The organism is Candidatus Poribacteria bacterium, from assembly GCA_009839745.1.
GTDB lineage: Bacteria > Poribacteria > WGA-4E > WGA-4E > WGA-3G > WGA-3G.
The window spans coordinates 1-6647 of sequence record VXPE01000092.1 but is presented as its reverse complement, the minus strand read 5'-3'; the positions used below and the strand labels follow the sequence as shown (position 1 = coordinate 6647).

The window sequence follows — 6647 nt, the reverse complement described above, 5'->3', positions numbered from 1 at the left end:
CGAGAGGGTATCGCTTACCTTCAAAGTCTTTTAGCGTTGCTGATTCCGGAGGAGACAAGACTGCTTCCGAACTATCCGAATCCGTTCAATCCAGAGACATGGATACCGTATCAACTCTCGGAACCTGCGGGGGTTACAGTGCGTATCTATTCAGTAAATGGAGTATTGGTTCGGACACTGGTGTTGGGACATATACCTGCTGGGATCTATCAAAGTCGTAACCGCGCAGCGTATTGGAATGGTAGAAATGAGATAGGCGAACCCGTGGCGAGTGGTCTGTATTTCTATACACTCACCGCAGGCGACTTTACCGCAACGCGCAAAATGTTGATACGGAAGTAAGCCATTTTTGAGAAATGTGCGATCACCCGATGAAGCAAGAATCCATCTATGAATATAAACATTTAAGATGACGTGAATTTGATAAAAGAGGACTGTCGGGTTTCGCTTTCGCCCTACCCGACCTACGCATTTATTTTCAAATTCAGGTTAAGATAAATTCTATCAGATAGAGCAGATTTTACCAAGTACAGGAGTGTGACTTAACGTGCAACTCATCAATAAAGAGAGCATCCTCGCGATGACACACTTATGGGAAGGCGACCGATTCCCCGATGGACGGCCCCGCGTCTCGGACGACATCCTTCAGCGGATGAAGGCGATCAGTATCGAGCAGGCGTGGGGTGTCCTACATGGCAACGACTATAAGTTTCAATTCGCTGGCGATTGGATGAATCTTCATCCAGATCGGATTCTTGTCGGTAGAGCGGTGACATGCGCCTTTGTGCCGATCCGTCCTGACTTCAACGACGCTATCTCTGCACAAGGCGAAAAAGAGGGACGCGATGGCGGCCAAAACTCATGGGTGATTGACACGCTTGTTCGCGATGATGTCATCGTTGTTGATCTCTTCGGCAAAGTGAAGGACGGGACTTTTGCCGGGGACAATCTCGGCAATTCCATCTATGCGAAGACCGGGACAGGCATGGTCATTGAGGGTGGTATCCGGGATCTGGACGGTATCTACGAATTACCGGATTTTGCGACGTTCGTGCGGGGTGTAGATCCAACAGGCATTGCGAACGTCACACTCACGGGTATTAACATCCCCGTCCGTATTGCGGAGGCGACGGTTTTACCGGGGGATGTGGTGTTAGGTCGGCGTGGTGGAGTCATTTTTATTCCGCCGCACTTCGCGCAACAGGTCGTCGAGCAAGGTGAAGAAGTGGCACTCCGCGATCGGTTCGGGCATCAACGTCTCCGTGAAGGTGTCTACACACCAGGCGAAATAGATCGAAAATGGTCGGAGGAGATTGAGGCGGACTTCGCGAAATGGCGTGAGGATCAGGAATAGAGATGTCTGAATCTCGGATTGTCGCGGATGACACGGATTTCGCGGATTTTGGAGGACGCGAGGAGCGATGTTCAATAGGGAACTCTTCCGTCAAATTGTTCCTATGTGACACCTAAGGGGCATATAAAGCGGTAAAACGCCCAAACCGAACTGTGTTGAGCGAAGTACTTGATGAATTTCGAGATGCGATGCGTCTTTTCATTGCCCGTGGCATGAGACGTATCAGACGGAAACCCATCGAAAAAGTGATTTATGATGCCTTGCCACCGAATCGGGCGAACCAGTTTCAAATAAACCTACGAAATGTTGGTTCTCTTAGAAGTGCAATTGACATTGGGGATTTCCCGGATATTATCAGCAAAAACTATCAGAGTGATGCTCCGTTAGCGGATAAACTCTAAAAAAATATAGACGTTCTTTGGGCACAACCTAACAGGTTATGCCACAAAAGAGCGACCTGCGTAAGTCCTATTTGATAAAAGTAGGATGTCTAACGTTCGCGCCTTGCATAGCCCGGCCGGAAGTCGTTGATGAACCGCGTCAACCCTTCGCCTTCTTTCGCCAATGCTTTCATCTCCTCAATATCGTCCTCGCCTGCACTGTCGTAGGTGTACAGATAGATACCCCCACTCGTGAACCGGATTTTGATGAAATCAGGACCCTCTTCGTAAGCAGCGATCCCAGAGTTCCCGTGACGGTTTCCATAACGTTTCATGTTCTGTCTCCTTTGTGAATTTAGAACTTCCGCAATGCGTAATAAATTGTGCGACTACAAACTACACCGTTTTTAAGTCCTATCCTTTTTGCGGCAATGATAACACATCTGTTGAGAAAATTTCAAGTGCATCTTTGTTTTGAGATTTTGAGAAATCCCGTTGACATTTTTCTCACCTTCGCGTATTATATAAATATGGCGCATTTTGATGAACTCTTCAAGCACTTGGCGGGGTACGCCCCCGATCAACTCGCAGCGTTAGCATTAAATACACCGCACGTGGAAGTTGGTCCCCCTCTGAACACAGAGCAAGCCACGGTGAAAGTCCATCACAGCGATTTGACGTTTCATATCCGGCTCCCTGATAAAAGCGAGGATGCGATCTTGCATATAGAGGCACAAACCGACGAGAGTCGAGAGAAACCGATGCCCCTGCGGATGTTGGCATATGCAAGTTTTCTCGTCCATCAGCATGAGAAGCCTGTCTATTCCACAGTTTTCTATCTCCGTCCACCGGCAGGACAAACAGACCCAGGGACCTACGAGTATGGAGACGAGACGACTGGTGGCTTGCGATTCAAGTATAATGTGATGCGGGTGTATGCGTTGGAAGGCGAATCGTTTTTGAACCCCGAGGCTCTTGGATTGCTACCTTTCACACCACTCATGCGGCCCCCTGTGGATATGACGGCTGAAGCCTGGGTCGAGATCTGTATAGAGACGACAAAATCCGTTCCGGTAGACAAAGCGACACGGGGCACCTTATTGTATGCCCTTTCTGTTTTCGGAGGGTTAGTCCATCCGCCTGAACTTTTTCAGAACCCAACATTGGAGGCACTTATGCAAGAATCCCCTGTTTACGAACGCATCATACAACGCGGCATTGAGCAAGGCATTGAGCAAGGCACGCGCGCGACAGCCATCAAAAATATCCTCTCCGTGCTGAAAACGCGTTTCCCGGGACGCGAGGATCCGAGTGTGCAACAGACGCTCGAAGTCATCGACGACCTGGATCGCCTCGACGCACTGCATCTCACGGCGTTGAAGATAGCGACTTTTGAGGACTTCCTCCAAACTTTGAAGGCTTAGACTATCTCCGACGATTGTGGATCAGTCTGAATCAACCAGATGAAACGCAGGTTTAAAACAGAGAGCGATTATCATCAGCGGCTTTCAGCCTTGCGGATTCTGATGGGAAAAGTGCCTTCAGAAGATAAGTCCAAATCCGATTGACAACATGCCCAAGTCGTTTATTTTTTTCTCCCAAAAACTTTACGCACCCTTCAGTATTCAGATTGACGACCCCGCAGACTTCTACTAAAATTAAGAGAAACCCACAGACATGGAGAGACGTATGAAACCTCTTAACGACTTCGCAGAGAAACAACGAAAATATATGCCGACTGTCCCAAAACCCACCGGGAAACCCACTGTTTACATACCAGGCTACCCGTATGAGGACGAGGAACCTATGCCCGCAACCGGATTCCACGGAGAACAGATCAATATCTTGTATGAACAACTCTCGAGTTATTTCGCAACGCAACCCGACATCTATATCGGCGTTGACAACTTCATCTATTATCGTGAAGGCGATACCACGAAGAACGTCGCCCCCGATATCTATGTCGTTTTAAGTGCAGCGAAATTCCCACTTCGCAGGAGTTTCTACACGTGGACAGAAGGTGCGGTGCCTACGGTGCTTTTTGAGTTTCTGTCGGATTCGACAGCTGATGAGGATCGCGAGGCCAAGGTAGGGGTCTACCTGCGGGATATCGGGGCACAAGAGTATTTCATCCATCAACCCGAGATGGAGAAACCCGCGGAGTTCCGTGGATGGCGGCGTGAGGTATCAGGTGATATTGTTGAGATGCTTCCGGATGCGGATGGAGGCTTATTCAGCGAGTCCTTAAACTTGTCGTTCCGGTGGACGGATCAACATCATAGCCATGTCCGGTTGTTACGTCCGTATCTGCCGGATGGCACTCCGATCACGACTGCTACAGAGGAACGTAGCCTTCACGCTGCAGCAAAAAAGCGTGTGGAAACAGCGGAATTCCGTGCCGAAGCAGCAGAAGTCCGTGCGGAAACAGAAGCGCATCGGCGGGAGGCATTAGAACGTGAATTAGAACAACTCCGCCGTCGACTCGAAGACCGATAACAGAGAAAACACACCATTGGTTCGGGCATCAACGGTTACGCGAAGGCGTGTATACGCCAGGGGAAATCGACCAAAAATGGTCGGAGGCGATCAAGGCGGACTTTGCAAAATGGCGTGAGGATCAGGAATAGAGATGTCTGAATCGCGGATTGTCGCGGATGACACGGATTTCGCGGATTTTAGAGGATGCGGAGAGCGGTGTTCAATAGGGAACTTTTCCGCTAAATTGTTCTTATGTGCCCCCCAAGGAGGATATAAAGTGGTAAAACGCCCAAATCAAGCTGTGCTGATCGAGGCACTTGATGAATTCCGAGATGCCATGCGTCTTTTCATTGTCCGCATCATGAGACGTATCTGGGGAAAAACCATCAAAAATGCAATTTATGAGTCTTTGTCCTCACAACAAGCGAGCGACTTTAAAACAAACCTACACAATAATGACGGCAGTATTGAAAGTGCGCTTGACATTCGGGACTTTCCGGATATTATAATCGAAAATTGGCAGCACGTTTTCCGCTTGCGGTTTCGGGGTGATAAACGGGCGCATGTGAAAAGTCTGCTCTATATTATCAAACACGCCCGGGACCAAGTCTCACATCCACCACTGGATACGGATTTAGATACTGAATATACGCGTGTTGTCCTGTACCATATTATAGAGGTCCTCGACAAAATCGACGCGATTGAAGCGAAAGCGAGCGTTGAAAGGCTGCGCGATATAATGAGGAGGGACCAGGCCTTAGCGTTTCTGAAGAATACCGGCAGGCCCCTGAAACAGAAGCCTGAACAGTCTCAGACTGACGTGCCACCCCACCCCCTTCCAGAAGACCCTCTACATTTCTGATATTCATTGTAGCGATGCCGGATGGTGAAAGGATCGAGCGGGATACGATATCGAAGACCTTCGTTGCGGTCATTGAGAAGTTAGGGATAGAGAAGGTGAGAGCTTGTAATATCGAGCGTTTTTATGTGTCAATCGTTGATACGGTGAAACACCCGAAGCATACACAAGTCGAATCGGGTCCTTATTACATCCTGACAGCACAAGATAGCCAAGATAAAAGACGGGATCTCCTGAAGATTGCCGATGCCTTGGGGGTCGAACTGAAAATAGAGATGCCTCCGAGAAATGAGGTTTTGTAGTTCAGTAGTGCAAGGCACAAGGAATGTTTTGAATTCATAGCACTTCAATCAGAATCAAATTTATAGAAAACATGCGTTGTTGATTTTATTAAGGAGACTTTTTTGAACACTTTTTTGGTTGAATATGTAGTTGGGCAAGTTCTTATATTCGTCAGTGCAGTTATCTTCTTGCAGCGGCAAAAAAGTTGGTATACACATACCAATACGTGTGCTTCAATTGTAACTGTTGTGGGGGTCTTTGGAACTTTTCTCGGAATTTATATGGGACTTCAAGATTTTCACCCGGACCCGGATAAAATGCAAAAAGGTATTGAGGGATTGTTGCAAGGACTTAGGCATGCGTTTCTTACCTCTCTTGTGGGTATTGGATCAGCGATTGCCCTAAAAACAATTGCACTATATCAGATGCGTAATGCCAACGAGGATCCGGGCATAAAAGCGATTGCTAAAACAGACGACATCCTTAACAATATAAAAACTGCCCTACGTTGTGTTTACATTCCATCATAAAAATCGTCCGGAAGTCAGTGCCTATCAGAATTTACGTCTATAGATCAAATGGATATTGCAGAACTATGGAAGCCTTGCCATGACTGGATCCGGAGCCACAATGTAAACACTACCTAAGCAGTACAAATGGTGGGACAGTGTTTACCGAATTGCAAGCCCTGCAAAAAAACATTGAGTCCAGTAACATCCAGTTGGTGCAAGAAATTAGTGCCTTTTCAGATAGGATTGCTGAAAAATGTTCTCTCCTATTAGTAGAAGCACTAAAAGAGGTCGTCCGGGATTACAACATGAAAATTAACGAGCAATTTGGCGAAAACTTCGTTCAATTCAACGAGGGTGTTCGCGAAATGAATAGATGGCAGGAACAATACCGTCAGCAAATGGATGAACTCGCCACTGAATTTCGTATTGCGGCGGAGAGTATTCAACACTCTCGTGGAGCATTGGTTTCAATGGCTGAATCGCTAATGACAATTGAAGATCAAAGCGAAACTCTTGTTTCTATTGCTGAAACACTAGATCCACTCCTCCATAGCTTAAACAATCAATTGGATGCTTTCCGCCAACTGCGCCAGCAAGCCATTGATACTTTTCCACATATTGAGGACCGCTTAAATGAACTCACTACAGGATTCTCAAATACGGTTCAGAAAGCACTTGACGATTCCGGCGAAAGTATGAGGTTACAACGCTCAGCGTTGACGACTCATGTCAGGGAAATTCGGGAAACAGTGGAAACTGTGACGCTAGAACTCACCGAAATC

Annotated in this window: 10 protein-coding genes and 1 pseudogene; 10 read left to right on the top strand and 1 reads right to left on the bottom strand. The window is 47.4% G+C overall.

Annotation, left to right across the window (positions count from 1 at the left end; translation table 11 throughout):
- The 3 genes from F4X88_14860 to F4X88_14850 all read left to right on the top strand — a co-directional run.
- The coding region (locus tag F4X88_14860; protein ID MYA57568.1) for a T9SS type A sorting domain-containing protein at window positions 1-342 on the top strand (342 nt) is incomplete at its 5' end.
- Between the two features lie 205 nt (window positions 343-547).
- The gene (locus F4X88_14855; GenBank protein ID MYA57567.1) at window positions 548-1354 is read left to right on the top strand and encodes an RraA family protein; all 807 of its coding nucleotides are present in this window, start codon (window positions 548-550) and stop codon (window positions 1352-1354) included.
- Window positions 1355-1509: 155 nt separating this feature from the next.
- Complete coding sequence (locus tag F4X88_14850; protein MYA57566.1) at window positions 1510-1755, top strand: hypothetical protein; 246 nt, start codon at window positions 1510-1512, stop codon at window positions 1753-1755.
- 89 nt (window positions 1756-1844) lie between these two features.
- Here the strand turns inward: F4X88_14850 and F4X88_14845 are convergent, their stop codons facing one another.
- Window positions 1845-2069 (bottom strand): hypothetical protein, encoded by a 225-nt coding sequence (locus F4X88_14845; GenBank protein ID MYA57565.1) that lies wholly within the window; start codon window positions 2067-2069, stop codon window positions 1845-1847.
- A gap of 126 nt (window positions 2070-2195) precedes the next feature.
- Here F4X88_14845 and F4X88_14840 point away from each other — a divergent pair, with 126 nt between their 5' ends.
- From F4X88_14840 to F4X88_14810, 7 genes and pseudogenes are all read left to right on the top strand, one after another.
- Window positions 2196-3158, top strand: a complete 963-nt coding sequence (locus F4X88_14840; GenBank protein MYA57564.1) for a hypothetical protein — start codon at window positions 2196-2198, stop codon at window positions 3156-3158.
- Between the two features lie 253 nt (window positions 3159-3411).
- Window positions 3412-4230: a hypothetical protein gene (locus F4X88_14835; GenBank protein ID MYA57563.1), complete on the top strand. Its 819-nt coding sequence runs from the start codon at window positions 3412-3414 to the stop codon at window positions 4228-4230.
- Between the two features lie 20 nt (window positions 4231-4250).
- A pseudogene (locus F4X88_14830) lies at window positions 4251-4361 on the top strand (RraA family protein).
- Window positions 4362-4489: 128 nt separating this feature from the next.
- A complete protein-coding gene (locus F4X88_14825) occupies window positions 4490-5074 on the top strand; it encodes a hypothetical protein (GenBank protein ID MYA57562.1) in 585 nt (194 codons plus the stop codon).
- Between the two features lie 14 nt (window positions 5075-5088).
- Window positions 5089-5373 carry a hypothetical protein gene (locus F4X88_14820; protein ID MYA57561.1) on the top strand — a complete coding sequence of 95 codons (285 nt, stop codon included), beginning with the start codon at window positions 5089-5091 and terminating at the stop codon, window positions 5371-5373.
- Window positions 5374-5460: 87 nt separating this feature from the next.
- Window positions 5461-5883: a hypothetical protein gene (locus F4X88_14815; protein MYA57560.1), complete on the top strand. Its 423-nt coding sequence runs from the start codon at window positions 5461-5463 to the stop codon at window positions 5881-5883.
- Between the two features lie 137 nt (window positions 5884-6020).
- On the top strand, window positions 6021-6647 hold a 627-nt coding region (locus F4X88_14810), incomplete at its 3' end, for an HD domain-containing protein (GenBank protein ID MYA57559.1).

Excerpts from the sequence above, each read along its gene's own strand:
- F4X88_14845 (MYA57565.1), bottom strand. The coding sequence starts at position 2,069 with ATGAAACGTTATGGAAACCGTCACGGGAACTCTGGGATCGCTGCTTAC.
- F4X88_14835 (MYA57563.1), top strand. The coding sequence starts at position 3,412 with ATGGAGAGACGTATGAAACCTCTTAACGACTTCGCAGAGAAACAACGA.
- F4X88_14820 (MYA57561.1), top strand. The coding sequence starts at position 5,089 with ATGCCGGATGGTGAAAGGATCGAGCGGGATACGATATCGAAGACCTTC.